Raw genomic sequence first — 26147 nt, forward strand, 5'->3', positions numbered from 1 at the left:
TGGGGAAACGCGGGGAAACGATTTTGTGGGTGACCAGTGCTCAACCCGCGCCGCGAGGAGATCACCTCAGCAGGGACAAGCACGAGGGAGAACCGATGCCCAGCTACAAGAAGGTGATCTGGCGCCACGACTACCCTGACCAGCCGGTTCTCCTCTACAGCGAGACCGGCGACGACGGCTATGAGGCCCGGAAGGTGGACCTGTACCGGGACGGCCGCCAGGACTACGCGGATGAGTCGACTTCCATCGGAACGACGTTTCTGGCCCAGGAGCCAGAACCACCCCTCGAAGAGATCGCAGCCGCTCCCCTGATCTCCGAAGCGGTGCCGGGGTCCGGGGCAGAGCCCCGAGATGGTTGCGCACCTCCTCCGTCGTGGCCACTATGCCCAGGTGAAAGCACACGTGGAACCGCCAGTTATCCCGGTGCCCTGATGTGCATCGAGGAGGCTTCCGCGCGTGCTGTTTCGGCGGCCGGCCCAGGTCCTCAACGTGCTGGGTGGGCCGAAAACGGCAGTAAAGCGGCACCGAGATCGACAGGCGAACCGCCACAGCCCGGCTGACCAGGCGAAAGAGTGGGGCGCCTGGGGCTCGAACCCAGAACCTACGGATTAGTTGACCACTCGGCGGGCCGTCTGCCGTTGGTTGCCGACAGTAGTGATGAGCTGCACAGATCGCGAGTGCAAACGCTCGCCGTCGCGGGCTGCTTTTCGGCGTCTGCCGTCGTTTCGTGGGAAAAAGTGGGGATGATCTTAATCCGGGAGTGCACTGGTGGGCTCAGCTCGACGCTGCCGTGAGGAGGTGCCGGACACCAATCACCGCAGCGGGCAACCCAGCCGCGCACTTCTTGATGATCTTCTTCATACGCTGCGAGGAGGTCACCGGGGCCTTCCCCTGATCTCCGAAGCGGTGCCGCGTCCAGGGCGGAGCCCTGGCCGCCGGAAGCCCACTAGCCTCTGAGCTCGGCTGAAACCCGGTCGGCGAGCGCTTCCGTGCTGCTTCCTCCGCAGGACGTAATTTTTGTGTCCAGGCGTTGCCACAGCTCCCCCCGGCTGACGCCGATTTCGCGGTCGCCATGCTGGATGAGGTCGCCAGGCAACTGGTCGACCTTGATGATCTCCAAAACGGCATCGCTGTAGGTCTGGAAGAGGGCTTTGACCTCCGGAGTCGCGTGGCCCGCCAGCAGTGCTTGGACCCGTGCTTGCTGTTCGAAGGTGGGAAGTGTTGGCGGAACCTGTCCACCGTCGAGCATCGGTCTGACGAGTTGAGCCACTGCCCCATCGCTTCGACTGTGATCAGTAGCTCGATGTATGCGTCGGCGAAACGCTGCTGACGCCGTTCTTCACGCGCCAAGGTCGCGGCATGCCTTCGGCTGCCAAATCCGGCTAGCCACGTGGTTAATGCGCCAATCGTTGCTCCACCAGCGGCTGACACCGGTGCTACCCACTCCCACGCCATGCTGATCTGGTCGCCTGGGACGCCACTTCCGCTACGCATGTGCCAGCGGAGGGTGACCGGCGCTTCGTGCTCGTGCCGCCGGCCGAAGCGGAGCGGCAGGCCGAGCGCTCTTGATTCCATAGAGCTAATTTCGGCAAGCGTATGCGTTGATTGGGCTCTCGTTGCGACGGGTGTCGCAACCGATCGCATTCGAAGTTGTAGTCAATGTCTTTGCGACATTCGAGCGAAATTGGTAACGAAATGTGATCATTCCTTTCCGAGGCCTGCTCGGATGCGTCAGTATTCGGACTTGATGTCCGAGTGATAGGGGTTCGATGAAGTTCACGGAGAAGTACCGCATTGATCGTGATAAATTCGATGATTGGTACGATGCTCTACTGCCCCTTGACACCGCACTATATGTCGACCCTTTCTTGATTTGGGAAGAGAAGGACGGATTTTGGAAGGATGCGCATGCGCACCTTCTCGACTTCTTCAACATGGTTTTCGACTTGATTAGAGAATCTAGGGGGGTCGAGTCTAGTCCATATTGGAAAAAGGCTGCACAGCTGCTGCTCTTCCCGGAGCCATACGAGTTTTGCCTCGGAGTAGCTGAAGGATCACCGTTGGGCTCTGGTTCCGCGAAGGGCTTGCAGGAGGATATGCTGAGTGGTGCAAAGTCCGCAGTGAACGTCGGTATGACGCGGATAGCTCATATGGAGACCATCGGGCTCTTTCAAGGGGGGATGGGCCCGGATCGCATCAGCGACTCAGTGTGTAATGTACTGAAAAGCTACTTTATCCGATACACCAAGCAGGTGTGCGAGAAATATCCTCAAATTGCTACTGAGAGGATCTTGGTCAAGAACGCATCGTGGTCTGAAGAGTTCTGCAAGTGGAACGACGAGTGCCATGATTTGCCCGTAAATGAAGTTCTTTATGTTCGAAGAGGAGTAGCCCGCTCGCGAAAAATTCCTACTCTGCTCGTCCCGGAGCGATTCCTGCGGGATCTCCCAATTGCGAACTCGAACGATTTTTGGACTCACTCGTGGGCGACTCTTGGTGCTGAATTGCGCGGAAATTTTAACTTCGACATCGCCAGAAACGTTCACAGGCGGGAGAAGGCCCGGCTAGCTCGGGAGAATCCCGATGCTGTCGCGCTGTATCTGCGACACGTCGAGACTTTGGAGAAGAAGCCCTATCCGATCGAGCAGGATCCAAAAGTCTTGGTCAATTGGTACGGAGAAGGCGGTGTCATCGAGCACGTAGCCGCGAATAAGGTCTCGCCGGAAGGGGTCGACGATTTCCCGAAGCTCGTTGAATCAATTGTTGACTCGTACGTTCATGGGATCGAGCACTCAGACGCGTGGGAATTGCTTTGGCAGACAGGCAGAGGGGCGGCAGAGCGAGCGGTTCAGGCTCTCTTCAGGTCTGTCGTTATCCACTACTGCAGGTCGCAGGAGATCGGGCTAGCCGGCGAAGCGAACGCTGGCAGGGGACCAGTGGACTTCAAGTTCACTCGAGGCTGGTCGGCGCAAGCACTAGTTGAAGTTAAGCTTGTCAGAAGCAGCAAACTGTGGGATGGAATCCTCGCACAGTTGCCCGAATACCAGTTGGCCGAGGACGTCAAGGTCGCTTGGCTTTTGGCGATTGCATACACCGATGCTGAGTATTCCGACGAGATTCGCGAAAAGTTGAACAGGGCTGCGGAGCTTGCTTCCGAAAAGCATCGCGTCTCGATAGCTGCACGGCTGGTTGACGCGCGTAGGAAAGAATCATCGTCGAAGCTGCGTGATCGTGAGCTTGCGGATGAGTTGCATCGTGGTGCAGATGGTCAATCCGACCACGTCTAGCACTTCCATTAATTATTCACGCAATCGAATTACGACGATTGATTTATCATCGTGGCGTTTCGCGCGAGGTAAATGTCGCGCTCCGGGGTCGACCATGCTTTCCCATCGTTTCCCGGACTCAAGCAGTTGCTTCAGTTCGGGTGGGCTGGTGACGGAAATCAAGTCCCATTCGATGTTTTCGCAGTGAGTTATTGTGTTGAAGGCGCCGTCGCTAGTAATGACTAACCACGGAGTGGCGTCCTTGGACCGGAGTGAACTGAGCGCTTGCGCGGCAGCGTATGGGTCAGCTTCGGCGATCCAATAGCCACCTGGCTTGTTGCGGTGTTGCGCCTGCTGCCGCTGTAACTCGCGGAGCAACCGGCGATGTTCCTCGTCGAAGCCGTGGCCGGCGGCGAGGCGTTTGCGGTACCTACGGCGGGGTTCGCGGTCCAGGCGGTCTATGCGGTCGTCGGTGAGGATCTCCCCGCCGGGGAGGATGACGGTGTTGTCGCCCAGGAGGAGCACGTCGAGGTGCTCGTCGCGTTCGCGGGCGATCGTGACCGTGCTGGATGGGGACTCCCCTGCGCGAAGGTCGTAGTGGGCCGCGGTGGCTTTGATGCCTTCGGCCAGGATTGCTTGGAGGTCGGCGGTCGGATCACCTGTGAGGGCGTCGGCGAGGAAGCGGCCGAGGTAGTCGGCGTAGGCGGAGGCTGGGACGAGCACCGGGACGAAGGCGGATGCGCCGTCGAGAAGGATGACCGCGTGCGGGGTCACGAAGATCTTGTCGGCGCTCTCCTCCATCGGCGGGAGCTGCGCGGTTGTGACTCGCATGTGTTCACCAAACGTAGGGTCCTGCGGCAAGTTCGCTGTCGGTGATGGTCAGCCCGTCGTAGGTCGCTCGCACGACCAGCGACATCGGCCGCTGCCCGACCTGCCGGAACACGTCGGCGAGATGCGCTCGGAGGTAGTGCGCCGCGCCGAGTGATCCGATGCCATGGATACCCGCGATGTGGACGATCACACAGTTGTCGATCACGTGCCGGGCCACATACGCCACGTCGGCCGACTGCGGCGTGGGCTCGTCGGAAGGCGACCCGATCCGCGTGCCGTCCTCGCGCTGCTCGATCCACGACCGGCCGTCGTCCTCGGTCATCGCCAAGGCGGGATCGCGGGAGAGCAGGTCAGCGCCGATGGGAGCGGACTTCGGACCGCACACGACGACCGTGTCTCCGGCCGGCGGCTCGGTCCGGTCGGGCTCGATCTGGTAGCGGGAGGTCGCGAGCGAGAGCGCGGTCAACAGCGCTTCGAGCTGGTTGGTGGTCTCGGCGTCCTCGGCGGCGATCAGCGGGCGTTCGCGGTCGGTCGTCTGGTAGCGGTACGGCACGCCGATGCTCACCGGGCCGACCCCGAAGAACGCGCGCTCGGCGGCAGGTGCGACGTGCTGCGGGTGATCCGGCAGACGCGGGGCCGTGAGGAGTTCCTGTGGGTCACCTCGCACACGTTCCGGAAGACGCGGCCGTCCTCGAAGGGCTCCTGGATAACCCGTCCAGGGGCAAAAGTGGGGATAAAGCGGGGAGATGATCTTGTCCCGGGCGCCCCGCAACCCCGCTGACCAGGCGAAAGAGTGGGGCGCCTGGGGCTCGAACCCAGAACCTACGGATTAAAAGTCCGCAGCTCTACCAATTGAGCTAACGCCCCGTGAGCTCAGCTTAGCGACCATCACCCGCCCCTCCGGCCTGGGGTGGGTGCGCTTCCCGCCGCGTGCGCGCTTCTAGTGTGGCCGGACGCGCGGGAAGAAGGGGTGCGTCGGGTGAAGTTGCTTACCGCTGTGGTGCGCCCGTTCGTCTTGGACGACGTTCGGCAGGCGCTCGAGCGGCTCGCGGTTCTCGGCATGACCGTGACCGAGGTGCAGGGCTACGGCAGGCAGAAGGGGCACCGCGAGGTCTACCGCGGCGCCGAGTACGAGGTCGACTTCGTGCGGAAGCTCCGCGTCGAAGTGCTGCTGGACGACGAAGTCGTGGAGCGGGCGCTCGAGGCGGTCGTCGGGGCGTGCCGGACCGGGCGGATCGGCGACGGCAAGGTTTGGGTGACCCCCGTGGACACCGTGGTGCGGGTCCGGACCGGCGAGCGCGGGTCCGACGCCATCTAGCGGCGAGCCGTCCGCCGCAGCCAGAGCAGGCCGATCACCGGCAGCACCAGCGGGATGAACAGGTAACCCTCGCCGTAACCGGACCACACCGTGGCGTCCGGGAAGGCCTCCTGGTCGAACACGCTCAGCGTCCCGACCACCAGCACGCCGAGCAGCTCGATCCCGATCGCCGCCACGGCAAGCCGGAACGAACCCTCGCCGCGGCGGGCCAGCGCCACCGTCGCCACGATGTAGATCACCGCGGCCAGCGCGGACAGCGTGTAGGCCAGCGGCGCCTCGTGCCACTTCGTCGAGATCTGCACCGCCGCGCGGGACGTCGCGGCCAGCGCGAAGATCCCGTACACCGCGACCAGGATCCGGCCCGGCCCCGTCGCCGCGGTGCGCCGCGTCCCCCGCTCCGAAGGCTCAGCCATGCCCGGCACTCCAAATCTGGTGGATCCGCTCGACCATCACGGGGATCGCCAGGCACGCGACGCCCAGGATGACCGTGCTCGACCGGCTCCGCTCGGCCAGCGCCCACGCCGCCCCGACCGGCAGGATCACCAGCGACCCGACGAGGTAGGCCAGGTACGTGACCATGCTGCCGGGCCGGTCGCCGCCGATCAGCAGCACGACCCCGACGACCAGTTGCGCGACGAGCAGGACCTCGACCACCCCGAGCGCCACCAGCAGCGCGCGCCCCGGCTCCCGGCCCCGCGCGGCGGACACGAAGGCCCACACGGCGACCAGCGCCGCGCTCACCGCGACGGCCACGCCGAACCCAGTGATCACCGGTCCTCACCCACCGTCGAACGCCATTACCGGTCGCAGCTTAGCCGCGTGGCGCGCGGCACCAGCTGAGAGGAGCTGGGCCAGCGGAAAATCACCCACCGGTTTCCCGTCCACCCGGATGGCCGTACCGGGCCCGTGCCACGGACACGGCGGTGACCTGTGCAGAGGGGCCCGCGCCCCGGAAAGACGCGGCAAACGGGTGGTGGAAAGTCGACGGGGCTCACTGTCCGTAAACCTGAAACCTTTGTCACGCCGCCGGTTCGGCGGTGCGACCGGCCGTCGCCCGCGAGGACCATGGCACGTGGGCAGGGCAGTGGTAGCGATCGAGGGGGATCGGGTGATCTTCCAGTTGAACTGGCGCGGAAACCCGGAACGGATATTCACGACGATCTTCGCCATGGCCACGGACCGGGTGCCGGGCCTGCGGCCGCCGGGCCGCTGCCCGCAGCGCGCCTGCCCGTGTCAGGCCAGCGCCTCCAGCGACTCCCGCAGCTTCCCCTCGACGGGCACCGGGCGCCTGGTTTCGCGGTTCACGAACACGTGCACGAAGTGACCCTCGGCGACCGGTTCGCCCCGGTCCGACCGGAAGATCCCGATCTCGTAGCGCACGCTGCTGCGGCCGAGGTGCGCGACACGCAGGCCGATCGACAGCACCTCGGGGAACGCGACCGAGGCGTGGTAGTTGCAGTGCGACTCGACGCACAGCCCGATCACGCCGCCGTCGTGGATGTCGAGCCCGCCGCGCTCGATGAGGTAGGTGTTGATGACCGTGTCCATCAGGGCGTAGTGGACGACGTTGTTGACGTGCCCGTACACGTCGTTGTCCTTCCAGCGGGTGGGAACCTGCTGCCAGTGCGGGTACGAGGTCACGGCCGGGAGCTTAGGGCCTCTACTCTGAGATGATCGTTCACTCGTAGGGAATCTCAAGATCACTTGACCGGAGTAGCGCCGCGCTGGGAACCTCTTCCCATCGGGTACCAAGAGGGATGGACCGTCGCCGAGATCACGGTCCGCGTGCTGGTCGACGCCGGGATACGGCGTGCCTACACCGTGGCCGGGGACGCGTTCCTGGAACTGCTCGACGCGCTCCGGTTCGAGCCGCTGATGGCGTTGGTCACAGCGCGCCAGGACACCGGCGCCGCGTTCATGGCCGAGGCCGAGGGCAAGCTGCGGGAGGTCCCGGCGCTGCTGCTCGGCGGCCCCGGCCCGGGCATCGCGGACTTCCTGGTCGCCGTGCGCTCGGCCTACCAGGACGGTTCGCCGATGGTCGTGCTGGTCGAGGACCGCGCGAGCGTCCGGCTGGCCGGCCCCGGCATCCAGGACGGTCTCGCCGAGCTGGACCCGCTGACGTTGTTCGGCCCGTTCGCGAAGTGGACCGGCCGCGCCGAGACGGCCGCGCAGGTGCCGGTGCTCGCCGCGCAGGCGGCCCGCGCCGCGCGCGACGGGCGCAAGGGGCCGGCGATCCTGGCGGTGCCCGCCGACTTCTGGGTCGCGCCGTTCGACGGCGTCATCCCGGAGCCGGAACAGCGCCCGGACGACACCGGCGCGGTGCTGCGGTCCGCGCACGAGGTCGCCGCCCTGCTGGCCGACTCGCGCTACCCGGTGGTGATCGCCGGCGGCATCGGGCGCAGCGCCCGCAAGGACCTGATCGCCGCCGCCGAGCAGCTCGGCCTGGCCGTCTACACCGCGTTCCGCCGCCAGGACAGCTTCCCGGAGAACCACGCGCGCTACGCGGGCCACCTCGGGGTCGGCATCCCACCGGGGCAGCTGGACGCGCTGGAGCGGGCCGACGTGGTGCTGGCCATCGGCACCCGCCTGGACGAGGTGACCACGCAGAACAACCGGTACCCGCTGCCCGCGCAGACGCTTGTGGTGATCGGCCCCGGCCTGCCCGCCACGCACCGGCGCGGCCTGACCTTCCGCATCGACTGCGAGGTCGGCCCCTTCCTGCGGCAGCTGGTCGCGGTCGGCGTCGCCAGGTCGCGGCGCAGCTCGGCGGCCAACGCGGCCACGCATACCCACATGACCCCGCCGCGCACCAGCCCGGACCACCCGCTGGTGCACCCGGCCGACGTGGTGCGGGTGCTGCGCAAGGTGGCGCCCGAGGACACCGTGGTGGCCGCGGACTCGGACAAGACCGCCCGGTTCGTGCACCGGTACTGGTGCTTCACCGAGCCGAACACCCAGATCGAGCCGCCGGACGGGGTGCGGGGCTACGCCGTGCCGGCGGCGCTCGGCGCGAAGCTGGCCGCCCCGAAGCGCACGGTGGTCGCGGTGATTTCGGACGCAGCGGCGATGATGACCGGGCAGGAGCTGGAGACCGCGGTGCGGTACCGCGCGCCGATCCTCGTCGTGGTGTTCCAGAACGGCCTGTACGCCGACGTCGCCATGCACCAGGCGGCCAAGCACGGCCGACTGAACGGGGTGTCGCTCACCGCGGTGGATTTCGCGGCCTGGGCCCGCTCGTTCGGCGCGGCGGGCTACACGATCGAATCGCCCGAGCAGCTGGAGCCGACCATGCGGCGGGCGCTGCAGCACCAGCGGCCGAGCGTGATCGACGTGCGGACCGATCCGGACGTGATCGATCCGGACACCCGGCTGTCCGCGCTGTTCCAGCGGCCGCGCAAGAGCTAGCGTTCGCGACGGATCTGTGATCTACTGGTGTCGGTCTTCGAAGATTTTGTGTTCGTGTTCAGGCACGCTCGCAAGATTTGGCGGGCGTAGTGGTTCCCCACTCGGGGAGGCAAACCGATCCGTCATTGACCCGGCGCACCGGAGCGGTGTGCCGTTTTGTTTGCAGTATATGGAGATTTTTTCATGGCTCAGGGCACCGTGAAGTGGTTCAACTCCGAGAAGGGGTTCGGCTTCATCACTCCCGACGATGGCGGCGGCGACGTCTTCGTCCACTACTCGGAGATCCAGGGCCGCGGCTTCCGCACCCTGGAGGAGAACCAGCGGGTTGAGTTCGAGATCGGCCAGGGCCAGAAGGGCCCGCAGGCGACCGGGGTCAACGTCCTCTGATTCGACTTCGAACGGCAGCCCCCACCTCTTCGTGAGGCGGGGGCTGCCTTCGTTTTCCGGCCCTTCGAAGCGGTGTGCGCAATCCCGGCGACCTCGGTCCGGAAGATCGCGCCGTCCGGTACCTTCATGCGGGTGTGGTTCGAGGGCGAGGGGTGGAACCGATGACTGCTACCGCGACGCGGCCTGCCGTGCCCGGTGGCCCCGGCGGTGCAGTGCCGGAACCCGCCGCGCCCCCGAACGCCCCGCGCGGTGGCCTGGCCGGCCTGTTCGAGCTGCCCGGCGCCGCGGTACGCGGGATCGCGCACTCGGCCCGCACCACCCCGGGCCGCCTGACGGTGATCGCGGTCGGGCTCGTCGTACTGGCGCTGGTCACCGGCGTGGTCGCGACGATCACGCTGCAGGAGCGCAAGAACACGATCAACGACCTCATCGACCACCGCGAGCCGCTGGCCGCGGCGTCGCAGGAGGTGTACCGCTCGCTGTCGGACGCCGACGCGACCGCGGCGAGCGCGTTCCTCGCGATCGGCGTCGAACCGCCGTCGCTGCGCCAGCGGTACGACACCGCGATCGCGCGCGCCGGCGTCGCGCTCGCCAAGGCCGCGTCCGACTCGGCCGGCGTGCCCGAGGCGGCGGCGCAGGTGGAGATCCTGACCCGCCAGCTGCCCGTCTACACCGGCCTGGTGGAGACCGCCCGCGCGAACAAGCGGCAGGGCTTCCCGGTCGGCTCGTCCTACCTGCTCGAGGCCTCGAGCCTGATGCGCACCACGATCCTGCCCGCCGCGCAGGACCTGTACCGCATCGACACCGACCGGCTGGCCGAGGAACAGGACGACGCGAGCAGCTTCCCGTGGGTCACCACGTTCCTCGTGCTCGCGCTGCTCGCGGCGCTGATCACGACCCAGGTCTACCTGACCCGCAAGACCAACCGCGTGCTGAACGTCGGGCTCGTCGTGGCCACCGCCGCGACGGTGCTCGCGCTGCTCTGGGGCGGGGTCGCGGTGACGGTGCAGAGCGTGCTGGTCAGCAGCGGTGACGAGGACGGCAGCCACCAGGTCGACGTGCTGGTCCGCGCCCGTATCGCGGCGCTGCAGGCCAGGGCGAACGAGATGCTGACCCTGGTCGCGCGCGGGGACGGCGGATCGTACGAACAGGTCTTCAACACGCTCGCGCCGCAGGTCACCGGCCTGCTGAACGAGGCGCGCGGGTTCGCCACCGGCGACATGGCGCGCGAGGTGCAGGGCGCGGCGGACAGCGCCGAGCGGTGGCTGAACACGCACCAGGAGATCCGCGCCAAGGACGTCGACGGCGCCTATTCGGACGCCGTGAAGCTTGCGGTCGACTCGTCGGTGCAGGGCGGCGCGGCCACCACGTTCGCCAACCTCGACGACGCGCTGGTCGCCGCGATCGGGCACGGCAGGCAGGCGTTCCTCGACGACACGCGCGGCGCCGACCGCGCGCTGACGCTGCTCGCGCCCGGCTTCGCGGTGCTCGCGGTGGTCGCCGCGGCCGGCGCCACGATGGGGATCAGGGACAGGCTGAGGGAGTACCGCTGATGGCTCGGGGGAAGGTGGCCGCACTCGTGGCGGCCGTCGCGCTGCTGGCCGCCGGTTGCGGCAGCGCCGGGACGCCGGCCGACCCGGCGCCGGTCGGTGACGTGCAGGCGCCGCTGCCCGCCGGGGTCGGCGGCGGGGACACGGGCAGCGGCAGCGGCGCGGACAACAACTGCGACACGCGCAGCCTCTCGCCGAACGGCTCGATCCCGTCCGGGTCCACGATGGACAAGATCCGCGACCGCGGCCGCCTGATCGCCGGGGTCGACCAGACCAACTTCCTGTTCGGTTTCCTCAACCCCTCCAGCGGCAACCTGGAGGGCTTCGACATCGAGATCGTCAAGCAGATCGCGGCGTCGATCTTCGGCCGATGGGAGGGGCACATCCAGTGGGTGGCCATCCCGTCGTCGGCTCGTGAGGACGTGCTGAAGGACCACCAGGTCGACATCGTCGTCCGGACCTACAGCATCACCTGCACGCGGATGAAGGACGTCGCGTTCTCCGCGCCCTACTACCAGGCCGGGCAGGCGGTGCTGGCGGCGAAGAACTCCGGCATCCGCGGCCTGCAGGACCTCGGCGGCAAGCGGGTGTGCGCGGCGAAGAACTCGACCTCGCTGTCGACGATCAGCAGCGCACCGTCGCGCCCGGTGCCGGTGTCGGTGAACAACTGGTCGGACTGCCTGGTGCTGATCCAGCAGGGCCAGGTCGACGCCATCTCCACCGACGACGTGATCCTCGCGGGCATGGCGCGGCAGGACCCCAACCTGGAGGTCGTCGGCGAGCCGTTCACGCGGGAGTTCTACGGCGTCGGCATCCCGCTGGGCCAGGACGACATGGTCCGGTTCGTCAACGCCGTGCTGGAGAACGTCCGCAACGGCAGCGCCTGGCAGAACACGTACAAGTACTGGATCGAGCCGGCGCTCGGACCGGGTTCGCCGCCGTCCGTGTCCTACCGCTGAGGGGGTGTCCACAGTGTCCGAAGAGGAGCGTCGCCCGCGCCACGCGCGGCAGGACGACCGGCCGATCACCGGTTCGCTCGCCGACGAGCCCGGCACCGGGTGGAACAGGCCTGCCGACGAGCTGAGCGGCGCCCGGCCGACGCCGATCGGCGAACCGGTGCCCTCGGCCGCCGAGACGCAGATCATCGAGCCGGTCCGCCCGCCCGCGGAACCCGTGCAGCCGGACGACGTGCAGCTCACCAGCGTGCTCGCCTCCCCGGCGCCGATGACCGAGATGATCCGGCCGCCCGCGCCGCCGCCGGAGCCGAGCGGTCCGGCCGTGCTGCCGGACCCGGGCACCGACAGCGTGCTGCCCGAGCGGTCCAGCGGTCACACGGGCTCGGGCAGCCAGCCCGGCACCGGGCCGGGCACGGGAGCGGGCACCGGCACCGGCGCGTTCCCGGGCACCTCGCGGCGCACCGGGCGGCGGACCCGGCGCGGCCGTCTCGGCGCCGGCCTGGTCGAGGTTCCGCCGGTGCCCTACCGCGACCCGGCGTCGGCGGTCCTCACGAACCCGGTGGTGTCGGAGGAGAAGCGGTACTGCGGCAACTGTTCCGCCAAGGTCGGCCGCGGCTCGGCCGGCCCGGAGGGCGTGTGCGAGAAGTGCGGCACCGCCTACTCGTTCCTGCCCACGCTGCAGCCGGGTGACCTGGTCGGCGGGCAGTACGAGGTGCTCGGCGCGATCGCCTACGGCGGGCTCGGCTGGATCTACCTCGCCAAGGACCGCAACGTCAACGACCGCTGGGTCGTCCTCAAAGGACTGATCGACACCGGCGACCCGACGGCCGTCGCGGCGGCGGTGAACGAGACCCGGTTCCTGGCCGAGGTCGAGCACCCGAACATCGTCAAGATCTACAACTTCGTCCAGCACCCGGACGCGCGCACCGGGCACGCCATCGGCTACATCGTGATGGAGTACATCGGCGGCCAGTCGCTGCGCCAGCTCGCGCTCGCGCACCAGCGCGCCGCCGGGCGGCCGGAGCCGTTGCCGATCGCGCAGGTCATCGCGTACGGGCTGGAGATCCTGCCCGCGCTGGGGTACCTGCACAGCCAGGGTCTGCTGTACTGCGACCTCAAGCCGGACAACGTGATCCAGACGCACGAGCAGCTGAAGCTGATCGACATGGGCGCGGTGCGGCGGATCGACGACTACACCAGCCCGCTGTTCTTCACCACCGGGTACAGCGCGCCGGAGCTGACCACCCACGGCGCGTCGATCGCGTCGGACCTCTACACCGTCGGCCGCACGCTGGCCGTGCTGAGCTTCGAGTTCAACGGCTACACCACGAAGTACAAGGCCGGGCTGCCGACACCGGACGAGATCCCGCTGTTCAAGCTGTTCGGCTCGTACTACCGGTTCCTCAAGCGCGCCACACACCCGGACCCGGACCGCCGGTTCCTGTCGGCGGAGGAGATGGCCGACCAGCTCGCCGGTGTGCTGCGCGAGATCATCTCGATGGGCACCGGGAAACCGCGGCCCGCTGTGTCCACTGTGTTCGGTCCGGAGACCAACACGTTCGGCGTGGACCTGGTGGTGCCGGAGGCGGGCTGGACGGTGCCGATGCCGGACGCCGTCGAGGTGGTGTCCGGCCTGCCGATCCCGCAGGTCGACACCGACGACCCGGCGGCCGGTGTGCTGGCGACGACGACGGCCGTCGACCCGCGCGCCGCGATCGACGCGCTGGCCGGTGCCCCGCCGGACTCGATCGAGGTGCGGCTGCGGATCGTCCGCGCGCGCATCGAGCTGGGCGAGCTGGCCGAGGCGAACCGCCAGCTGCAGGCGGCGCAGTACCTGGCCATCCGGGCCGGGTACCCGCACGACTGGCGGATCGACTGGCACCGGGGGCTGATCGAGCTTGCCGGCGGGCGGCCGCGGGTGGCGAACGTGGCGTTCGAGACCGTGTACGACGACCTGCCCGGCGAGATCGCGCCGAAGCTCGCGCTGGCGGTCAGCGCGGAGGGCATCGGCGACTACTTCACCGCGGCGCGGTTGTACGAGCAGGTGTGGCGCACCGACCGGGCGTACGTGAGCGCGGCGTTCGGGCTGGCGCGGGTGTATCTGGCGCAGGGCGCGCGGGCGGGCGCGATCGAGGTGCTGGAGTCGGTGCCCTCGGCGTCGACGCACTACGTGGCGGCGCAGGTGGCGGCTATCAAGATCAAGACCAGGGCGAGCGGACCGAACACCTCGGTCAGCGAGGCTGATCTGGTGGACGCGGGCGTGAAGCTGGAGCAGTTGCGCCTGGACGCCGAGCGGCGGACGCGGATCTCGGCGGAGGTGCTGGAGGCGGCGTTCACGTACGTGCAGGGCGCGCCGCCGGGATACCGGACGAGCGCGAAGGTGCTGGGCTGCGATCTGTCCGAACGGGACATCCGATTCGGACTGGAACGCTGCTACCGCACCCTGGCGCGACTGGCCCACACGACGGGCGAGCGGATCGAACTGGTCGACCGGGCCAACTCGGTGCGCCCGCGCACACTCACCTGACCCGCGCCCGCCGGCACACCGCCATCCGGGGCGCCAGACACGCCGCCGGGAGCAGCCGCCCACCGCCTGGGCGGCGGATGCGCGGGCCGGACCAAGGTTGAGTGCAGGCGTGTTCGCCACTCGCTGCGCCGTGCTTGCCGCTGAACGTCCCGGAGGTGGCCCAACCCCGCCGAGCTGACCGGTCCGAAACCCGCCCCAGCGTCAGGGATTGATGTCCCACTCCTCGCGGCCCTTGGTCCGTGCCGGGGCGAACTTCTGCAGCGCCTCGGGATCGCCGTGCGTCGTGAAGTGTTCCAGTCCCACCTGGACGAACAGTCCCCGCGCCCGCACGGCCACCGGGCCGTCGGCGGAGTCGAGGTGCCCGTCGGCGCTCGCGTAGATCTTGCGGCCCGCCACGCCGTCCACGCGCGCCGCGATGAACAGCGTCGTGCCGACCGGGACCGGCCGCAGGAAGTCGGTCTCCAGCTTGCCGGTCACCGCGGGTCGGCGGAGCAGGTTGCCGACCGTCGAGCCGAGCGCTTCGTCGAACGCGCACGCCAGCAGTCCGCCGTGGGCGAGCCCCGGCGCGCCCTGGTGCGCGCTCGTGACCGGGAACTGCGAGTACACGACTCCGGCGTCACCGACGGTGGAGTGCATGTGCAGACCGTTGTCGACCTCCCCGCACCCGAAGCACTCGGCGTAGTGCATCTCGAGCTTCGTGCCCGGTCCGGGCGCCTTGGGGTGGATTTCCGGCTGTTCGGTCTGGACCGGCGGCCACGGATTCGCAGGTCGGCGCTTGTCGCTCACACCGGACACGGTAACCGGTTCTACCGCGAAAACGTCTGGCCACCCCGGCTTCGAAGAGACAAAAACCACGACAGGAGAGAAAATCACTACCCGATGGCACTAAGGTCGCAACCTTGACCGCGCTGGCACGAAACAGTTTGAGGAGGTCGGGGCGAACATGACGAACACAGCGCAGGCACCCGAGGTCGACGAGAAGACGGTCAGACGAGCCGTCATCGCGTCGGCAATGGGTAACGCAACAGAGTGGTACGACTACGGGGTGTTCACCTCGGGTGCGATTGCCGCCAGCATCGGCACCGTGTTCTTTCCCGGCGAGGGGAACGCGATTCTGAAATCGCTGGCGCTGGTGGCGATCGGGTTCGTGGTTAGGCCGTTCGGCGGAGCGTTCTTCGGCCCACTGGGGGACAAGATCGGGCGGCAGCGCGTGCTGGCGATCACGATCCTGTTGATGTCCGGCTGCACGTTCCTCGTCGGCTGCCTGCCGACGTACTCGGGCGAGTACGCGATCGGGATCGGCGCCCCGATCCTGGTCCTGCTGCTCCGGTTGATCCAGGGCTTCTCGACCGGCGGCGAGTACGGCGGCGCGGCGACGTTCATCGCCGAGTACGCCCCGACGCGCAAGCGCGGGTTCTGGGGCAGCTTCCTGGAGATGGGCACGCTGGCCGGCTACGTGCTGGGCAACCTGGTCGTGCTGACAGTGACGCTGTCGTTCACCGCGGACCAGGTGGACAGCTGGGCGTGGCGGATCCCGTTCTGGGTTGCGCTCCCGCTCGGCCTCATCGGTCTGTACCTGCGGAACAAGCTCGAGGACACGCCGGAGTTCCGGCGGCTGGAGGCCGCGGGCGAGAAGGCGGAGAAGGCGCCGCTGAAGGAGACCCTGTCCCGCAACTGGCGCATGATCATGAACCTGATCGGGATCGTGCTGCTGCTCAACATCGCCGACTACATGTTGCTGACGACGATGCCGACGTACTTCACGGACACGTTGAAGATCAGCGACAACACGGCGACGTTGATCATCATCATCGTGGAGCTGATCCAGATCGCGTTGATCGCGCCGATCGGCGCGCTCTCCGACCGGGTCGGGCGAAAACCGATGCTGATGACCGCGGCGATCGGGTTCCTCGTGCTGAGCTACCCGTCGATCAAGCTCATGCAGAGCGGCAGCACGGTGCTGCTGTTCCTCGGGTTCTTGATCGTGGCCCTGCTGCTGGTGCTGATGCTGGCGGTGATCGGGTCGACGTTCCCGGCGATGTTCCCGACCCGCGTGCGCTACGGCGCCTTCGCGATCGGCTACAACGTCTCGACGTCGATCTTCGGTGGTACCTGCGGTGTGGTCGTGACCGCTCTGATCCACGGCACCGGCAACGAGGACTGGCCGGCGTTCTACCTGATGATCGCCGCGGCGATCGCGTTGTTCCCGATCTTCAAGATCCCGGAGACGGCGCGGGTCCCGATGGACCACATCAACGAAGAGGGTGTGACCGCGCAGCCGGCGGCCAAGGCTGCCACGAACTGACGCCGCACCGGACGGAAGAGGGCCGGGTCCCCGATGGGGCCCGGCCCTTGCTCACTCGGTGACCTCGGCGCGGGCGTCGGCACGAGGAGCGAAGTGCCGCCGTGCGTAGGTGGTGAGGGCCGATGCCACCGCAACCGCCAAGCCGGCTTCCACCAGCAGAGCAGCGAACACCATTGCTTCCTCCTCGTGAGTGTTCGGGCGCGGCTGTTCACCGCGCCGTGTTACAGGGGTGTGGTCGGGGGATGTTCCCCTTGTTACTCATCGCCGCGAAGTTGGTGAGTATTTCTCCGACAGACCCCCATTGAGGGGTGATCTCGCCCACGGCAGAATGAACCGTGGCAGAACCGGAATCCCAGAGGAGGCGGCTGCGGGATGGGCGAGCAACGTCGGCCCGGAGTGGGTGAAGCGGCGCGGCTGCTGGACGACATGACGCAGCAGATGGTCGTGGTGCCGCCCCTGCTCGATCTCCCGGAACCGGACGAGGTTCCGACGGTGCCCGCGCCGCCGCCCGCACTGGACGGCCACGCGCTCTAGAAAACAGTGAAGGCCACCCCCGTGGCGGGAGTGGCCTTCACGCCTCGACGGATCAGCCCGCGAGGGCGGACAGCTTCGTCCAGTCCGCCCAGGAGTAGGTCCAGTCCGAGTAGTCGCCGTCCTTCGCGGACAGCGTCTGGGTGCTGCCGGTGATCTCCACCGGGTCGCCGATCAGCGCGCCGTCGTAGTACTCCTTCGCCCGCGCCGGCGACAGGTTCAGGCAGCCGTGCGAGACGTTCTGCTTGCCCTGCGCCCACATGGACGACGCAAGGCCGTGGATGAACTCCCCGTTGTTGGAGATCCGCACCGCCCACGGCACGTTCACGTCGTAGTAGTCGTAGCGTGGGTTGCTCATCGAGTAGGTCGCGTGCTTCGACATCACCACGTGGATGCCGCTGTGCGTGACGCGGCCGGGGTCGGAGTCCAGCCCGTAGCTCACCGGGTAGTCGGCGATCTGCACGCCGTCGCGGATGACCTGCATCCGGTGGGTGGTGGTGTCGCCCTTGACGATCTGCGAGCGGCCGATCGAGAACGCGGCCGTGACGTCCTGCTTGCCGTAGGTCCCGTCGCCGATCTTCACGCCGTAGATGTTCGCGGCGACCTTGACCTGCGTGTTCGGTTGCCAGTACTCCTTCGGCCGCCAGTGCACGCTGGTGTCGGAGACCCAGGCCCACGAGCCCTCGGTCTTCGGCGTGGTCTCGACGGTCAGCGAGCGCTCGACGGCGGCCTTGTCGGTGACCTTGGAGCTGAAGGTCAGCGCGATCGGCATCGCGATGCCGTAGGTCTGGTTGTCGCCGACGTTCAGGCTGGCGGACAGCTGCTTGCGCGGGCTGACGGTGGTGAACGAGCCGCCGATGGCGACCTGCTTGCCGTCGCTGCCCAGCGCGGTGCCCGACCACGTGTACTTCTTGCCGTAGCCGAGCGGTTCGGTGATGGTCCAGCTGCGCTTGTCCGCGCCGAGCTGGCCCGCGACCTGCTTGCCCTCCGGGTTGGTGAGCGTCACCGACTGCAGCTCACCGTCCGTGACCGTCACCTGCGCGGAGTCCGCGGGCGCCACGTCCTTGGCGCCGTCCGCGGGCTGCACGGCGAGTTTGGCCGGCCCCGCCGAGGTCTGCTGCGCGTCGGCGGACGTGCTCTGCCCGGCCCCGGTGGCGCCCGGCGAGTCGCCGCCGCTGCACGCGCTCAGCGTCAGCAGCGCGGCCAGACCGAGCCCGATCAGCGCCAGCGGCTTGCGCCGCTTGTGGAGTCCTGTCACCTCTGAAGCCCCTTCTCCCCTGTCGCCAGACAGACGCGCGTCCGTAGGTGATCGTTGACGCTGAGGAGTGTGACTCGCCTCACTGTGGAGGGACCCTCGATGCCGGAACGCCACGGTTGGCCGCTAGTTGATCAGCCTATCGAGTGGGTCCGACAGTGACCGGGTGACCGCTCTAGGCCATCTCGGTGACAGAATGAATGGGGTCCGAAATCGCCCACATCCGGGTAGGCTTCCGCGCAGGCCGTTGTTTTGCGTGGTCGTGGCTACACACTCGCGGAACTTTCGACGCGAGCCGGGAGCCGCACGCGCTCGTCGCTCATCCCGTCGGAACCATCCGGGCGGCCCGAGTTATTGACGAGGAGCAACAGCGGTGGCGCAAGGCACTGTGAAGTGGTTCAACGCCGAGAAGGGCTTCGGCTTCATCGCCCAGGACGGCGGCGAGGGCGACGTCTTCGTGCACTACTCGGAGATCGAGGGCCGCGGGTTCCGCACCCTCGAAGAGAACCAGCGCGTGGAGTTCGAGATCGGCCAGGGGCAGAAGGGGCCGCAGGCCCAGAAGGTGCGCGTCATCTGACGCTCACCTGTCCACGAACGTCCCGTCCCCGGCGGTCCTCCGCCGGGGACGGTTTTTTCTGCGGTCAGACGCGGCCGGCGCGCGGCCGGTCCCAGTTCTGGTCGAAGTGGTGCTGGTCGGTGTCGGCGACGCCGGTGTGGTCGGCGAACTGGCGGCGCTCCTGCGAGGCGGCCTGCGCCTCCCAGGCGAGGCGCTCGAGCACCCATTCGCGGGCCAGCGCCTGCGGCGAGGTGCCGCGCTCGGCGGCGATGTCCTTGAGCTGGGAGCTCGCGACCAGGTTCATGCGCAGCTGGTAGACCTGCGCCTCGCCGAAGCGCTTGCCGGTCCCGGTGCTTTCCGGGCCGGTTTCCGGCGCGAGCGCGGCGAGGTAGCTGGTGAGCTCGTGGTCCTCGACGGCGCCCTGCGATTCCTTGTCCGCCGAGTTCCGGTGCTTGCCCGGGTTGACCGGCTTCAGGTTGGTCCGGGTGTTCCGGCGTCCGAGAGAGGGAAGAGGCACCCGGACACGATAACGGTTAGGTCTCGGGGCGACCCTCATTGTGGTGCACGACACACGGGTTCTTCGTGATCGGCTGGGCTGTTCGGGTGGGTCGTACGCCCACATGTCGCAATACCGGGCTGACTGCGGGTCATTCACGCAGGCCGGAAATGCGTGGGCGGAATGTGCCCTGGAAATGGAGGGGCCCCCGCGCCAGGGGGAGGAACGCGGGGGCCGGAGGGGATCTCCACAGGCGCTGACCGGGGGTGTGTCAGCAAGTCGATTGTTACATGATGCGGCCCGATGACGCGAGTGCTGGACGGGAAAAATTGCCCCAACCTGTCATCGCGTCGTCGCCCGCGGTTCATCTGCGAGGACCCGGAACGGGAACGTTGCGTGTTCACAGGTTCACTCTGCGGGGGGCTGCGTGCCCGACGTCCCGCTCGCTAGCCTCGCGGCGAAGTTGTTGGCGTGACAGTCCTTTCGGGAGGAGCTATGAGCGGGTCTGTGGAAGTTCGGCAGTTCCTCCTTCGATACGAAGGCGGCGATCCGGCCGGGGTCCCCACGCAGCGTTCCGGGCAGGCCGACGCGCCACGCGTGTCGGACGACCAGGTGCGACGTGCGAGGTTGGCGGTGGCCGCCGGCGCGATCGACGCGCAGGACTGCGCCCAGTTGCTGGACATGCTCGGACTGGTGCCGGACGAGGAAGGCGTGAACCCGGTCCAGCGGTGAAGTTCCCGGTGCTTCCCGGTCAGGGGTGCACCCCCTGGTCGCACCCCTGACCGGCCCCAGGTCCGGAAAGATACCGGCGTTCCTCTGCTCGGGGCAAACAATTTCCACCTAGTTGCTTCGCTGTCGGTGAAATTGCCGTCACGGTTTCTTTGCGCGGTAACATAACGGCGTTACCGATCGAGAGGGGCCGGTCGTGCCGGTGGAGATCGCGCGGGAGATCCGTCCCGCGGTGCAGAAGTACGGCGGTGCGTTCATGACGTCGCCGGAGCTGGCCGAGGTCGAGCGCGAGGTGGGGCTCGGACAGCGTGCGTTGTACTTCCGCGGCCGGTCCGCCGTGCTCGGCGACCCGTCACCGTCCGTGGTCGCCGAGCTGTTCGGGATCTTCCCGCGATGGGTGGTGGACGTCGTGCTGCCGCCGGCGACCGAGGTTCTGGGTTCGGACGCGGCGGTCTCGGCGTACACCGAGGCGCTGTACCGGTGGTCGAAGGCGCACCTGCGCGAGTCGGCGCTCGGCGAGTTGCTGCCCCGCTTGGTGGCGGCTGCGGACGCGAGCGGGCTGGCGTTGTTCGCGGGCTGGAAGCAGGTCTCGTGGCCGGCTGATCCGGTCGCTCGGATCGGCCATGGGTTGATGTTGCTGCGCGAGTACCGCGGCGGGGTGCACTTCGCGGCGCTGCGGGCGGTGGGGCTGACGGTGCCGGAGGCAGTGGTGGCGGACCCGGAGGGCGGCCGCGCGCGTCTGTTGCGCACAGCGTGGTCCCCGGAGGCGGCCGACGAGCTGATCGCCCGCGCGCGGCGGCGCCCGGACCTGGAAGCGCGCCGGCGGCGGGCGGAGTCGCTGACGGATGAGCGGATGGGTGAGCTGCTGGAGGTGCTGTCCGCGGCGGAGCGGGATGCCTTGGTGTGCTCGCTGGCGGATCTCGGTCGCGAAGAGTGACCGGGGACACGTTCGCGGTCGACGGCTGCCGAAGCCGGGCCGCCGGGGTCGCGGCCGCGGTGTTTCCGCAGCTCAGGGGCGGTTTTTACCGTTAAGGGATACCCGGTGGAAGGGGGCTCGTGGAGTGCCCTATGCTTGTAATCGCTCCCAGGGAGACCTGAGAGCGCGGTCGGTCGGTCACCCGAACCGGCCGGGCTCCCATCGTCTAGCGGCCTAGGACTCCGCCCTTTCAAGGCGGCAACGCGGGTTCGAATCCCGTTGGGAGTACGCATGACAAATGCATATGGCCCTGTGGCGCAGTTGGTTAGCGCGTCGCCCTGTCACGGCGAAGGTCGCGGGTTCGAGTCCCGTCAGGGTCGCAGTAGCGTCTGGCTTCAGCCGGCGTTTCCGGCCAGGTAGCTCAGTTGGTACGAGCGTCCGCCTGAAAAGCGGAAGGTCGCCGGTTCGACCCCGGCCCTGGCCACCTTCCGAAAACCGCTCCGATGCACGTCGGGGCGGTTTTTTCGTGTTCATGGTCGCACCACTGGCCGGTGGTGATCTTGGTTGACCGCCGATTGCCGGGTCTTGGCTGGAGGGTGCTGTGGAGCTGGTTCGCCTCGGGGACGAACTCAACGGTGTCGTGGTGCGGGTGCTCGGTCGCTTCGGGGCGGGGAGTCTGCAGTTCCACGACCACCTCGCCGCGGAGGTCGTCGTGGCGACGGAGTTCGTCAGCGGCAAGCTCGATCTCGTGCTCACGCCCGCGGACCTCCAGGACTGGGAGCACGCCTTGGACGCGCTGGCCGCCGGCGGCGGCGTTCGGTGGCTGGACGGTGGCCGCTCACCCGAAGTCCAGCTGTCCGTGCTGGAGCGAGGGCGCCTGGTCCGGGTGACGGTGCTCGACGAGCCTGTCTCGGGGGTCTCCGTGACCCTCGACCTGCCCGTCAACAGTGGGTGGGTCAACGACCACCGGGCGCGGCTTCGGTCCGTGCGGGAAGCGTGGCCGAGCGAGGTCGTCGAGTCCTCGCCCGGTGTCTACCGATGGCGCTGACCGTAGTTCTCCCGTACCGCACAGCGGCGACACCGTGTTCGAGGCCATTCGCGCGACTACGGAGCGTCAGCGGCGCCGCGTAGGGTGGGCCCGCTATGGACTCGCCCGCGGATCTCAACCTCGTCGTCTTCCAGGTCAACGGCAGGGATGACGACCTGCTCCACGGGGCCGCCCCGGCGCGGGCCGAGGACGCCGTCCGTCAGGCGTGGCGCCAGGTGCGCGAACAACGCGACGTCCAGGCGAGCGAGATCACCCGCATCCACAGCACCTGGCAACCCTCTCGCGTGGACCGCGTCTTCCTGGCCGGCACGTTCCCCCACGCCGAGCGCACCCACGACTTCGACCGGCCGGCGGGCGACGACTGGAGCAAGGCCATCGAAGCGGCCCGCGCGGCCGAGGACAACTTCGTCCCGACCGAACGGGACGGCGAGTGGCTGCCCATCCTGCACACCTACGACGGCCCGCTGAAGCTCTACGCCTCCCTCCCGCTCGTCGACAGCCGCCTGCACCTCGGCTTCGCCAGGACGACGATCACCCCCGCCGGTCGGATCGGCATGTCCCACCTGCTCAAGAACCGGTTCGAGGCGATGACCGGGAACGAGTGGCAGGAACTGCTCGACGAAGCGTGCGGCAACCTCGCGCGCGGCCTCCTCTTCGGGGTGCACGACGACGAGCAGAAGGGACGCCTGGTCACGGTTGAGCGCGGCGACGACAACCTGTGCGCGGCTTCGGCGATCGTGCTCGGCCAGTTCCACGACAACGTCGCCCACCACGTCGACGAGGACCGGCTGGTCGTCGGGCTGGTCAGCCCGGACCACATCTACGTGGCGGGCGCGAGTTCCGGCTGGGTGGCGGAGATCGAGGACTGGGTGCGCACCTCGCCCGACACGAGCGGTGACCTGGTGCCGACCGTCCTCCTGATCGACGGCGCCGGCAACATGGAGATCATCGCCGAGCGGCCCACCGGGCGCGTGCCCGCCGACGCGACCGTCTGACCGGTCAGCGGGCCGCCACCCAGGCTTCGAGGCCGTCCAGGAACCGGTCCACCCCGAACGCGAGCGCGGCGGGCAGTGCCTCGCCGTCCCCGAGGTCCTCGGCGGACTCGGCAGCTTGCACGGCGGCCAGCGCCGGGTAGTCCGCCGGGTTGATCAGCTCGCCAAAAACCTGCGTCAGTTCGGCTTCGCTGCGCGGAAAACCGTCCTCGGTCTTGTGCGTGCTGTGCATGCCGAGGCTGATCTGGGCGACGCCGCGCACCACCGCGGTCAGGTGCAGCCGGAAGTCGTCCGTGTCGTCGAGCTCCGGCGGCGATGCGCTGCATCGACAGCGCCTCCAGGCCGTCCGCGTCCGCGATCCGGACCGCGGGCGACGGCGCCGAAGAGGACATGCCCGACGAGCAGCGTGTAGTAGAGGTCGTTGTCCGGCGGCGGTTCCAGCCGGGACCGGGCGGGGGGCGAAGGTCAGGAACGCCACCATGCCAGCTGGCCCGCGTTCCGGGCTAAACACCCACGCGGGCACCGCATCACCGGGCGGATCTACGTCTTCGCGGGCGCACTGCCGGCGGGCCTGCTCGGGCTGTACATCGGGTGGCGCACCGCCCGTCGGCGCCGTTTCGGCGATCACCGCAGGTGGATGGCGCGCAGCTTCGCGCTCGCGATGTCGATCGTGCTCAGCCGGGTCGTCAACGTCGTCGCCACGATCGTCCTGACGCCCCAGGTGGACACGACCTTCCGCGGGAGCGCGGAGCTGATGACCTACGGCGCCGTGAGCATCGGGGTGTGGCTCAGCCCCTTCCTCCTGTGGGTGGTCGCGGACCTGCTGCTGGAACGCCGCGATCAGGGCCTGGTCAGGAAGAAGTAGGCGTAGCGCTCGTCCAGTTCGTTCTCCGGCACCAGTTCGATCGCCTCCGGCCGGAAACCCACCCTGGCGGCCAGCTTCCAGAACTCCGGGATCGCGTAGGTCGTCATCTGCGACGGGCCCGTCCGGTACGAGCGGCGGCGCGGCCGGGTCAGCCACCGGCCCTCGTCGTATTTGATCTGGATCAAGGCCAGCCCGCCGGGGGCGAGCATGCGGTGCGCGAGCCGCAGGATGCGTTCGCCGTACTCGGGGGTCGGCAACACCTCGAAGACGTAGAGGCACAGGAACACGTCGCACGGCCCGGGGATCTCCCGCAGCGCCGCTTCCGGGGCCGGGACGTCGACGGCGACGCCGCGGAACGGGGTGTCGCACACCGCCTTCACCTGCTTTTCGCACTCCAGCAGGCTTTCCGTCGAGATGTCGACGCCGACGAACTCCGTCGCGTGCGGCGCGAAGTGCACCGCGTTCGCGCCGCCGCCGCAGCCCCACTCGACGACCCGGTCCCACGGGCGGTCGAAACCTGCCATCCGCGCGCCGCGGCGGAACATGTCCAGGTGCCGCCTGCCGATCTCCTGCCACGGCACCTTCTCGCCGAACACCGGGGCGTCCGCCCAGTGCGAGTTGTCCTTCCAGTCCACGTCGGACCGGTCGGACCAGAAGGACTGCGCATCGGCGGCGATGCGGCGCTCGGACTGCGTCAGGCCGATGGTGGCGAGGCCGCGGTGCCACGCGGCGAGTGCGAGCGAGACCGCGCGGCGTCTTCGTTCGGACATATCGGTCATCCTGCCGGATTCACCCGTTCCGCGGGAGCCTCGTCGACCACGTGGTGGGGGATCCCGAGCACGGCGTGGTCGGCGTACCCGAGCGCCTCGGCGACCAGATCGGCCAGGTGGTCGCTCGTGATGCGGTAGAGCATCCGGCGGCCGTCCCGGCGCGCCCGCACCAGGCCGGCCAGCCGCAGCCTGCCGAGGTGCTGGGACACCGACGACCGGGACGCCGCCACCTGCGCGACCAGGCTGGACACGTCCTGCTCCACCGACAACAACCGCAGCAGGTGCAGCCGCGTCGGGTCGGCCAGGTGGCCCAGCACCTCCGCCGCCACCCGCAGCCGGGCCGGGTCAGTTGTGTCGTCATGCGCGCGCATGCTTGCATGATGCCATGCGAACTTCGCACGGACACGGACACAGCCACGGGCACGGACACGGCCACCCATCGCGGCGGTTGCGGCACCTCGTCACGCCGCACAGCCACGACAGCGCCGACCGGTTCGACAGCGCGCTGGAGACCAGCAGGCGCGGGATGCGCACCCTGGTCTGGTCGTTCCTGGCGCTGTTCGTCACCGCGGCCGCGCAGCTGGTCGTCGTGTTGTTCACCGGCTCGGTCGCGCTGCTGGGCGACACCATCCACAACTTCGCCGACGCGCTCACCGCGGTCCCGGTCGGCATCGCCTTCGCGCTCGGCCGCCGCGCCGCCACCCGCCGGTTCACCTACGGGCTGGGCCGGGCCGAGGACCTGGCCGGCGTGGTCGTCGTGCTGATCATCGCGTGCTCGGCGGCGCTGGCCGGTTACGAGGCGGTCCGGCGGCTGATCGAGCCGCGGCCGGTCACCGGGCTGTGGGTGGTGGCCGCGGCAGGCGTGATCGGGTTCCTCGGCAACGAACTGGTCGCGCGGTGGCGCATCACGGTCGGCAGGCAGATCGGCTCCGCGGCGCTGGTCGCGGACGGGTTGCACGCGCGGACGGACGGGTTCACCTCGCTCGCGGTGGTGCTCGGCGCGCTCGGCGTCGCGCTCGGGTTCCCGATGGCCGACCCGATCATCGGGCTCGTGATCACCGTCGCGATCCTGCTGGTGCTGCGCGACGCCGCGAAGGAGGTGTTCCGGCGGCTGATGGACGCGGTCGATCCGGCGACCGTCGACCTGGTCGAGCAGGCTGCCCGGTCCGTCGACGGGGTGCGCGCGGCGCGGGACGTGCGGGTGCGGTGGATCGGGCACAGCCTGCGCGCCGAGCTGGCGGTGGCCGTCGACCCGGCGCTGACCGTCACCGCGGCGCACCACCTCGCGCACCAGGTGGAGCACCGGCTGACGCAACGGGTGCCGCGGCTGACGGCGGCGGTGGTGCACACGGAGCCGGCGCTGGGTGCGGAGGGGGCGCACGAGCTGGTGGGGCCGCGGTAGCGGGACGAGCGCCGTGGGGGCGGATGTCGGCGCTGCGGCGGC

30 protein-coding genes and 4 tRNA genes are annotated in these 26147 nt (G+C 68.5%); 20 read left to right on the forward strand and 14 right to left on the reverse strand.

Going from position 1 to position 26147, the window contains the following annotated elements:
* The first annotated feature begins 95 nt into the window (after window positions 1-95).
* Window positions 96-560 carry a DUF6881 domain-containing protein gene (locus tag ACCP09_RS23915; protein ID WP_433750364.1) on the forward strand — a complete coding sequence of 155 codons (465 nt, stop codon included), beginning with the start codon at window positions 96-98 and terminating at the stop codon, window positions 558-560.
* A 386-nt stretch (window positions 561-946) separates the two neighbouring features.
* Here ACCP09_RS23915 and ACCP09_RS23920 read toward each other — a convergent pair whose 3' ends face one another.
* Window positions 947-1270, reverse strand: a complete 324-nt coding sequence (locus ACCP09_RS23920; RefSeq protein ID WP_433750367.1) for a hypothetical protein — start codon at window positions 1268-1270, stop codon at window positions 947-949.
* 499 nt (window positions 1271-1769) lie between these two features.
* Here ACCP09_RS23920 and ACCP09_RS23925 point away from each other — a divergent pair, with 499 nt between their 5' ends.
* Window positions 1770-3287, forward strand: a complete 1518-nt coding sequence (locus ACCP09_RS23925) for a hypothetical protein (protein ID WP_433750370.1) — start codon at window positions 1770-1772, stop codon at window positions 3285-3287.
* Window positions 3288-3299: 12 nt separating this feature from the next.
* Here ACCP09_RS23925 and ACCP09_RS23930 read toward each other — a convergent pair whose 3' ends face one another.
* The 3 genes from ACCP09_RS23930 to ACCP09_RS23940 form a co-directional block, all read right to left on the reverse strand.
* Window positions 3300-4097 carry a hypothetical protein gene (locus ACCP09_RS23930; RefSeq protein WP_433750373.1) on the reverse strand — a complete coding sequence of 266 codons (798 nt, stop codon included), beginning with the start codon at window positions 4095-4097 and terminating at the stop codon, window positions 3300-3302.
* Between the two features lie 4 nt (window positions 4098-4101).
* Window positions 4102-4662 (reverse strand): hypothetical protein, encoded by a 561-nt coding sequence (locus ACCP09_RS23935; RefSeq protein WP_433750376.1) that lies wholly within the window; start codon window positions 4660-4662, stop codon window positions 4102-4104.
* 229 nt (window positions 4663-4891) lie between these two features.
* Window positions 4892-4964 (reverse strand) — tRNA-Lys (locus ACCP09_RS23940).
* A 112-nt stretch (window positions 4965-5076) separates the two neighbouring features.
* Here ACCP09_RS23940 and ACCP09_RS23945 point away from each other — a divergent pair.
* Window positions 5077-5415: a P-II family nitrogen regulator gene (locus ACCP09_RS23945; RefSeq protein ID WP_400986700.1), complete on the forward strand. Its 339-nt coding sequence runs from the start codon at window positions 5077-5079 to the stop codon at window positions 5413-5415.
* Here the strand turns inward: ACCP09_RS23945 and ACCP09_RS23950 are convergent.
* From ACCP09_RS23950 to ACCP09_RS23960, 3 genes are all read right to left on the reverse strand, one after another.
* Window positions 5412-5828, reverse strand: a complete 417-nt coding sequence (locus ACCP09_RS23950; protein WP_037324132.1) for a hypothetical protein — start codon at window positions 5826-5828, stop codon at window positions 5412-5414. The two genes, ACCP09_RS23945 and ACCP09_RS23950, sit on opposite strands and share 4 nt — an antisense overlap.
* The gene (locus ACCP09_RS23955; RefSeq protein ID WP_123684561.1) at window positions 5821-6186 is read right to left on the reverse strand and encodes a hypothetical protein; all 366 of its coding nucleotides are present in this window, start codon (window positions 6184-6186) and stop codon (window positions 5821-5823) included. Before ACCP09_RS23955 ends, ACCP09_RS23950 begins: the two co-directional genes overlap by 8 nt.
* A gap of 462 nt (window positions 6187-6648) precedes the next feature.
* Window positions 6649-7056, reverse strand: a complete 408-nt coding sequence (locus tag ACCP09_RS23960) for an acyl-CoA thioesterase (protein ID WP_027933472.1) — start codon at window positions 7054-7056, stop codon at window positions 6649-6651.
* A 99-nt stretch (window positions 7057-7155) separates the two neighbouring features.
* Here ACCP09_RS23960 and ACCP09_RS23965 point away from each other — a divergent pair, with 99 nt between their 5' ends.
* The 5 genes from ACCP09_RS23965 to ACCP09_RS23985 all read left to right on the forward strand — a co-directional run bounded on the left by ACCP09_RS23965 (window position 7156) and on the right by ACCP09_RS23985 (window position 14240).
* Complete coding sequence (locus ACCP09_RS23965) at window positions 7156-8820, forward strand: thiamine pyrophosphate-binding protein (RefSeq protein WP_433750507.1); 1665 nt, start codon at window positions 7156-7158, stop codon at window positions 8818-8820.
* A gap of 183 nt (window positions 8821-9003) precedes the next feature.
* Complete coding sequence (locus tag ACCP09_RS23970; RefSeq protein ID WP_017985575.1) at window positions 9004-9207, forward strand: cold-shock protein; 204 nt, start codon at window positions 9004-9006, stop codon at window positions 9205-9207.
* Window positions 9208-9368: 161 nt separating this feature from the next.
* Window positions 9369-10760, forward strand: a complete 1392-nt coding sequence (locus ACCP09_RS23975) for a hypothetical protein (RefSeq protein ID WP_433750382.1) — start codon at window positions 9369-9371, stop codon at window positions 10758-10760.
* On the forward strand, window positions 10760-11716 hold the full coding sequence (locus ACCP09_RS23980; protein ID WP_027933475.1) for a glutamate ABC transporter substrate-binding protein: 957 nt from the start codon (window positions 10760-10762) through the stop codon (window positions 11714-11716). Before ACCP09_RS23975 ends, ACCP09_RS23980 begins: the two co-directional genes overlap by 1 nt.
* A 13-nt stretch (window positions 11717-11729) precedes the next feature.
* A complete protein-coding gene (locus ACCP09_RS23985; RefSeq protein ID WP_433750386.1) occupies window positions 11730-14240 on the forward strand; it encodes a tetratricopeptide repeat protein in 2511 nt (836 codons plus the stop codon).
* A gap of 201 nt (window positions 14241-14441) precedes the next feature.
* Here ACCP09_RS23985 and ACCP09_RS23990 read toward each other — a convergent pair whose 3' ends face one another.
* Window positions 14442-14927, reverse strand: coding sequence for a PaaI family thioesterase (locus tag ACCP09_RS23990; protein ID WP_017985571.1), 486 nt, complete (start codon window positions 14925-14927; stop codon window positions 14442-14444).
* Window positions 14928-15183: 256 nt separating this feature from the next.
* Between ACCP09_RS23990 and ACCP09_RS23995 the strand changes: the two genes are divergently transcribed.
* On the forward strand, window positions 15184-16545 hold the full coding sequence (locus ACCP09_RS23995; protein ID WP_027933478.1) for an MFS transporter: 1362 nt from the start codon (window positions 15184-15186) through the stop codon (window positions 16543-16545).
* A 51-nt stretch (window positions 16546-16596) separates the two neighbouring features.
* Here the strand turns inward: ACCP09_RS23995 and ACCP09_RS24000 are convergent, their stop codons facing one another.
* A complete protein-coding gene (locus tag ACCP09_RS24000) occupies window positions 16597-16719 on the reverse strand; it encodes a hypothetical protein (RefSeq protein ID WP_267283907.1) in 123 nt (40 codons plus the stop codon).
* 198 nt (window positions 16720-16917) lie between these two features.
* Between ACCP09_RS24000 and ACCP09_RS24005 the strand changes: the two genes are divergently transcribed.
* Window positions 16918-17079 carry a hypothetical protein gene (locus ACCP09_RS24005; RefSeq protein WP_156131764.1) on the forward strand — a complete coding sequence of 54 codons (162 nt, stop codon included), beginning with the start codon at window positions 16918-16920 and terminating at the stop codon, window positions 17077-17079.
* Between the two features lie 52 nt (window positions 17080-17131).
* Here ACCP09_RS24005 and ACCP09_RS24010 read toward each other — a convergent pair whose 3' ends face one another.
* Window positions 17132-18334 (reverse strand): L,D-transpeptidase, encoded by a 1203-nt coding sequence (locus ACCP09_RS24010; RefSeq protein ID WP_433750391.1) that lies wholly within the window; start codon window positions 18332-18334, stop codon window positions 17132-17134.
* Window positions 18335-18704: 370 nt separating this feature from the next.
* Between ACCP09_RS24010 and ACCP09_RS24015 the strand changes: the two genes are divergently transcribed.
* The gene (locus ACCP09_RS24015; protein ID WP_017985566.1) at window positions 18705-18908 is read left to right on the forward strand and encodes a cold-shock protein; all 204 of its coding nucleotides are present in this window, start codon (window positions 18705-18707) and stop codon (window positions 18906-18908) included.
* Window positions 18909-18972: 64 nt separating this feature from the next.
* Here ACCP09_RS24015 and ACCP09_RS24020 read toward each other — a convergent pair whose 3' ends face one another.
* On the reverse strand, window positions 18973-19404 hold the full coding sequence (locus ACCP09_RS24020; RefSeq protein WP_027933480.1) for a hypothetical protein: 432 nt from the start codon (window positions 19402-19404) through the stop codon (window positions 18973-18975).
* 474 nt (window positions 19405-19878) lie between these two features.
* Between ACCP09_RS24020 and ACCP09_RS24025 the strand changes: the two genes are divergently transcribed.
* The 7 genes from ACCP09_RS24025 (at window position 19879) to ACCP09_RS24055 (ending at window position 23071) form a co-directional block, all read left to right on the forward strand.
* Window positions 19879-20115 carry a hypothetical protein gene (locus ACCP09_RS24025; protein ID WP_020418281.1) on the forward strand — a complete coding sequence of 79 codons (237 nt, stop codon included), beginning with the start codon at window positions 19879-19881 and terminating at the stop codon, window positions 20113-20115.
* Window positions 20116-20308: 193 nt separating this feature from the next.
* Window positions 20309-21049: an SCO6745 family protein gene (locus tag ACCP09_RS24030; RefSeq protein WP_433750395.1), complete on the forward strand. Its 741-nt coding sequence runs from the start codon at window positions 20309-20311 to the stop codon at window positions 21047-21049.
* 194 nt (window positions 21050-21243) lie between these two features.
* Window positions 21244-21316 (forward strand) — tRNA-Glu (locus ACCP09_RS24035).
* A gap of 18 nt (window positions 21317-21334) precedes the next feature.
* Window positions 21335-21408 (forward strand) — tRNA-Asp (locus ACCP09_RS24040).
* Window positions 21409-21438: 30 nt separating this feature from the next.
* A tRNA-Phe gene (locus ACCP09_RS24045) sits at window positions 21439-21512 on the forward strand.
* A 117-nt stretch (window positions 21513-21629) separates the two neighbouring features.
* Window positions 21630-22076: a DUF5959 family protein gene (locus ACCP09_RS24050; RefSeq protein ID WP_433750398.1), complete on the forward strand. Its 447-nt coding sequence runs from the start codon at window positions 21630-21632 to the stop codon at window positions 22074-22076.
* A 95-nt stretch (window positions 22077-22171) separates the two neighbouring features.
* Window positions 22172-23071, forward strand: a complete 900-nt coding sequence (locus ACCP09_RS24055; protein WP_433750401.1) for a hypothetical protein — start codon at window positions 22172-22174, stop codon at window positions 23069-23071.
* 4 nt (window positions 23072-23075) lie between these two features.
* On the opposite strand, the gene ACCP09_RS24060 is transcribed toward ACCP09_RS24055, so the two are convergent.
* Complete coding sequence (locus ACCP09_RS24060; protein WP_433750404.1) at window positions 23076-23333, reverse strand: hypothetical protein; 258 nt, start codon at window positions 23331-23333, stop codon at window positions 23076-23078.
* A 372-nt stretch (window positions 23334-23705) separates the two neighbouring features.
* Here ACCP09_RS24060 and ACCP09_RS24065 point away from each other — a divergent pair, with 372 nt between their 5' ends.
* Window positions 23706-23933, forward strand: coding sequence for a hypothetical protein (locus ACCP09_RS24065; RefSeq protein WP_433750407.1), 228 nt, complete (start codon window positions 23706-23708; stop codon window positions 23931-23933).
* Here ACCP09_RS24065 and ACCP09_RS24070 read toward each other — a convergent pair.
* Together ACCP09_RS24070 and ACCP09_RS24075 are read right to left on the reverse strand one after the other, a co-directional pair.
* Window positions 23909-24703 (reverse strand): class I SAM-dependent methyltransferase, encoded by a 795-nt coding sequence (locus ACCP09_RS24070; RefSeq protein WP_433750410.1) that lies wholly within the window; start codon window positions 24701-24703, stop codon window positions 23909-23911. The genes ACCP09_RS24065 and ACCP09_RS24070 overlap by 25 nt on opposite strands.
* A gap of 5 nt (window positions 24704-24708) precedes the next feature.
* The gene (locus tag ACCP09_RS24075) at window positions 24709-25074 is read right to left on the reverse strand and encodes an ArsR/SmtB family transcription factor (protein ID WP_037322807.1); all 366 of its coding nucleotides are present in this window, start codon (window positions 25072-25074) and stop codon (window positions 24709-24711) included.
* Window positions 25075-25088: 14 nt separating this feature from the next.
* Here ACCP09_RS24075 and ACCP09_RS24080 point away from each other — a divergent pair, with 14 nt between their 5' ends.
* The gene (locus ACCP09_RS24080) at window positions 25089-26105 is read left to right on the forward strand and encodes a cation diffusion facilitator family transporter (RefSeq protein WP_433750414.1); all 1017 of its coding nucleotides are present in this window, start codon (window positions 25089-25091) and stop codon (window positions 26103-26105) included.
* The last annotated feature ends 42 nt before the right edge of the window (window positions 26106-26147 follow it).

It is taken from the genome of Amycolatopsis sp. 3B14, from assembly GCF_050958625.1.
In the GTDB taxonomy this organism is placed as follows: Bacteria; Actinomycetota; Actinomycetes; order Mycobacteriales; family Pseudonocardiaceae; genus Amycolatopsis_E; species Amycolatopsis_E thermoflava.

Coding starts and splice junctions, on each gene's coding strand:
- ACCP09_RS23950 (WP_037324132.1), bottom strand. CDS start 5,828: ATGGCTGAGCCTTCGGAGCGGGGGACGCGGCGCACCGCGGCGACGGGG.
- ACCP09_RS23975 (WP_433750382.1), top strand. CDS start 9,369: ATGACTGCTACCGCGACGCGGCCTGCCGTGCCCGGTGGCCCCGGCGGT.
- ACCP09_RS23990 (WP_017985571.1), bottom strand. CDS start 14,927: ATGCACTACGCCGAGTGCTTCGGGTGCGGGGAGGTCGACAACGGTCTG.
- ACCP09_RS24065 (WP_433750407.1), top strand. CDS start 23,706: ATGGCGCGCAGCTTCGCGCTCGCGATGTCGATCGTGCTCAGCCGGGTC.
- ACCP09_RS24005 (WP_156131764.1), top strand. CDS start 16,918: ATGGGCGAGCAACGTCGGCCCGGAGTGGGTGAAGCGGCGCGGCTGCTG.
- ACCP09_RS23970 (WP_017985575.1), top strand. CDS start 9,004: ATGGCTCAGGGCACCGTGAAGTGGTTCAACTCCGAGAAGGGGTTCGGC.
- ACCP09_RS24070 (WP_433750410.1), bottom strand. CDS start 24,703: ATGTCCGAACGAAGACGCCGCGCGGTCTCGCTCGCACTCGCCGCGTGG.
- ACCP09_RS24080 (WP_433750414.1), top strand. CDS start 25,089: ATGCGAACTTCGCACGGACACGGACACAGCCACGGGCACGGACACGGC.
- ACCP09_RS23980 (WP_027933475.1), top strand. CDS start 10,760: ATGGCTCGGGGGAAGGTGGCCGCACTCGTGGCGGCCGTCGCGCTGCTG.
- ACCP09_RS23995 (WP_027933478.1), top strand. CDS start 15,184: ATGACGAACACAGCGCAGGCACCCGAGGTCGACGAGAAGACGGTCAGA.
- ACCP09_RS23915 (WP_433750364.1), top strand. CDS start 96: ATGCCCAGCTACAAGAAGGTGATCTGGCGCCACGACTACCCTGACCAG.
- ACCP09_RS24000 (WP_267283907.1), bottom strand. CDS start 16,719: ATGGTGTTCGCTGCTCTGCTGGTGGAAGCCGGCTTGGCGGTTGCGGTG.
- ACCP09_RS23930 (WP_433750373.1), bottom strand. CDS start 4,097: ATGCGAGTCACAACCGCGCAGCTCCCGCCGATGGAGGAGAGCGCCGAC.
- ACCP09_RS24025 (WP_020418281.1), top strand. CDS start 19,879: ATGAGCGGGTCTGTGGAAGTTCGGCAGTTCCTCCTTCGATACGAAGGC.
- ACCP09_RS23925 (WP_433750370.1), top strand. CDS start 1,770: ATGAAGTTCACGGAGAAGTACCGCATTGATCGTGATAAATTCGATGAT.
- ACCP09_RS24075 (WP_037322807.1), bottom strand. CDS start 25,074: ATGCGCGCGCATGACGACACAACTGACCCGGCCCGGCTGCGGGTGGCG.
- ACCP09_RS24055 (WP_433750401.1), top strand. CDS start 22,172: ATGGACTCGCCCGCGGATCTCAACCTCGTCGTCTTCCAGGTCAACGGC.